This window comes from Rhodopseudomonas sp. B29, from assembly GCF_000333455.1.
GTDB lineage: Bacteria > Pseudomonadota > Alphaproteobacteria > Rhizobiales > Xanthobacteraceae > Rhodopseudomonas.
Genome location: NZ_BADD01000455.1, coordinates 1 through 2,463 on the forward strand (window position 1 = coordinate 1; position 2,463 = coordinate 2,463).

Genomic DNA, 2,463 nt, shown 5'->3' on the forward strand with positions numbered 1-2,463 from the left:
TCACCGCGTCCGTCCCGGTCTCAAGACGGACTAACAAGGCTCAGGTTGGCGCGAAGGGCAGCGAACAGCTCCTTCGTCCGTGCCAGTTCCGCGCCGAGTTCGCTGTTCAGCTTCTCACCCCGCGCTATTTCGCGGCTGCAATTTTCCAGGGCGATTTCGGTCTGCAGATTCGCCAAGACGGGCGGCCTTCCCGCTGGCCGCAAAACCTCGGAGAAAGGCAGCTTGATCAGTACGTTTTGTTTGTCGTCGAAGATGTCGAACGCATCGCCGGTCGGATCCTGGCGCGCCTGCAACTGTTCGAAGGCGATCTCCAGAGCGCTTTCGCAGGCATCGAGATAAGCGGCCTCGAGTGACGGAAAGTCGACCCCGATGTCGTCGACGGACGTCGTTCCGCCGGACGTGTAGTTGAAAAAGAAACGTGGCACCGAGATGCTCCTTCAGCCTGCACGCCTTTGCCCGATGAGGTATTGCGGATCGAATTCCGCGATCGAGTAGAGATTCTTCTTGTCCAGGATCAGCAGCCGGCTCCGTGTCAGCTCGATCAGCCCTCGGCTTCTCAATGCCTGCAAACTCCTGTTGACGTGCACGGTCGACATGCCGAGCAGGTCGGCGAGATCGTTCTGGGTCAAGGGGAATTCGGTGGCGCCGCCGAACTCACTACTGGCGATCTGCAACCGGTGCGACAATTCGCAAAGGAAGTGCGCCAACCTGGATTGCGCCGTGCACTGTCCGAGCCAGATCATCCACTCCTGCTGAATCGCGGCCTGGGCGGCCGTCTCCTGCCACAGCGCGCGTGCGATCGCCGGGCGGCTGTCGAGCAGGTCCTTCAGCTTTCCGTGGGGAATCGACACATAGGTCGCGGCGGTGAGCGCGTAGACCGCGTTCTGGGATTGATGGAATACGACATCGCCAGCGTTCAGCGAGTCACCCTCGACGAACATCGCGACGATCTGCTCGGTTCCATCCGACAGCGTTCTGACCTTTCGCGCGATGCCGCTACGAATCACCAGGAGCGACGAAAAGTCCGAACCCGCTTCGATCAGGCATTCGCCCTTCGCGGCGTGCCGTGGCGGGGAGGCCGCTCGAAAAAATGCGTCCTGATCCGCCGGCGTCAGCGCCATCCGGGGAAACGATCTGGTTGCTGTCTGAGCTGAATGATCTGACGTCAATCGCGTACCTCGTGAAATCCCGTGGCGAGGACACTTGTGAGTGCACACGATCCGGTTCGAAAAATTCCTCTTCAGTCGTGCAGCTCAATAGCTTTGGCTTCACGAGCAAGAACCCGTGAGGTCATTTCCATCAGCTAGGCTACGCCCGGGGATGCGGTTTGGCGATGATTTAGAAGTCCAATCCTTGGGTCGACGCGCGGTGATCTCGTTGGTTCCTCGATACCGCAAAGTAGTATGCCGATACCAATGGCGGAACAGCCCGCGACTATCTCGGCGTGTCGAGGATGTCAGCCGGCCCACAGCAAGGGATCGCGGCCCCAGGACGCCAATAAAAAAGCGGAGGCCGTGAGGCCTCCGCTTGGTTGTTACTTCGTCGCAGTCCGGAGCGAGAGGGTTCAGCCCAGTCGGCCCGCGGCGTGAGCCAGCAGCGTGTAGACGAGGCCAGTCTCCGACGCGAGGTGGGTGCGTAGTTCCTGCGGGCCGTTGTCGTCGCGGGCCACCTCGTCGAGCAGGCGCTCGAACTCGGTGATGTAGCGATCGACCGTCTGCTTAAAGCCGCGCTCGCTGCGATATTTGCGGGCGACTTCGTCGAACGCTTTCTGGCCGGCCGGGGTGTAGAGCCGCTTGGTGAAGGCCTTGGTCTCACCGCGCTGATAGCGGTCCCACATTTCCAGCACGAGGTTGCGGTCCATCAGCCGGCCGATGTCGAGCGACAGCGATTCCAGCGGATTGCCGCTCATCGCCTGCTGGGCGGCCGGGCGCTGCTGCCGAGGGGCCTGACGCTCGGCGCCGGTGTCGGCGCGGTTCAGGAGGTCGGACAGCCAGCCGTCGGGATTCTGATCCGCGGCGGGAGCGACCGGCGGCGCTTCGGTGCGACGCGGGGCGGCCGGCAGGCCGAGGTCGGGCGGCGGCAAGGTCGCGGCGCTGGAGTCGCGGCTGCGCGGAGCCGGGCGGGGCGCCGGCTCGCGGGCGGGTTCGCGCGCAATCGTCTCGCTGCGGCTGACGCCGACAGCGGCGAGCGCCGGCTCTTCCTCACGCTGCACGCTGGCGCGCGCCGGCGTGACGACATCCATGCCGCGGCCGTGGCGAGCCACGATGCGGTTGAGCTCGGCGAGCGCCTCGATCTGGTCGACGATCACCTTGCGCATCTGCGCGGTGCTTTCGGCGGTCTCCTGCGGGATCTCCAGCACGCCGCGGCGCAGTTCCTCGCGCGTCGCTTCGAGCTCGATGTGCATCTCGGATGCCATCTGCTTGATGCCCTGGACGATCGCGGCGAAAGCGGTCGGCCGATTGC

2 protein-coding genes and 1 pseudogene are annotated in these 2,463 nt (G+C 63.9%); all 3 read right to left on the bottom strand.

The window, feature by feature from the left end; all coding sequences use genetic code 11:
- Positions 1-20: 20 nt before the first annotated feature.
- Positions 21-425 carry a DUF6894 family protein gene (locus I5M_RS16165; RefSeq protein WP_022722343.1) on the bottom strand — a complete coding sequence of 135 codons (405 nt, stop codon included), beginning with the start codon at positions 423-425 and terminating at the stop codon, positions 21-23.
- A gap of 12 nt (positions 426-437) precedes the next feature.
- Positions 438-1,121 (bottom strand): Crp/Fnr family transcriptional regulator, encoded by a 684-nt coding sequence (locus tag I5M_RS16170; RefSeq protein WP_022722344.1) that lies wholly within the window; start codon positions 1,119-1,121, stop codon positions 438-440.
- 443 nt (positions 1,122-1,564) lie between these two features.
- Positions 1,565-2,463 (bottom strand): annotated as a pseudogene (locus tag I5M_RS30940) (negative regulator of septation ring formation); the annotation flags it as partial.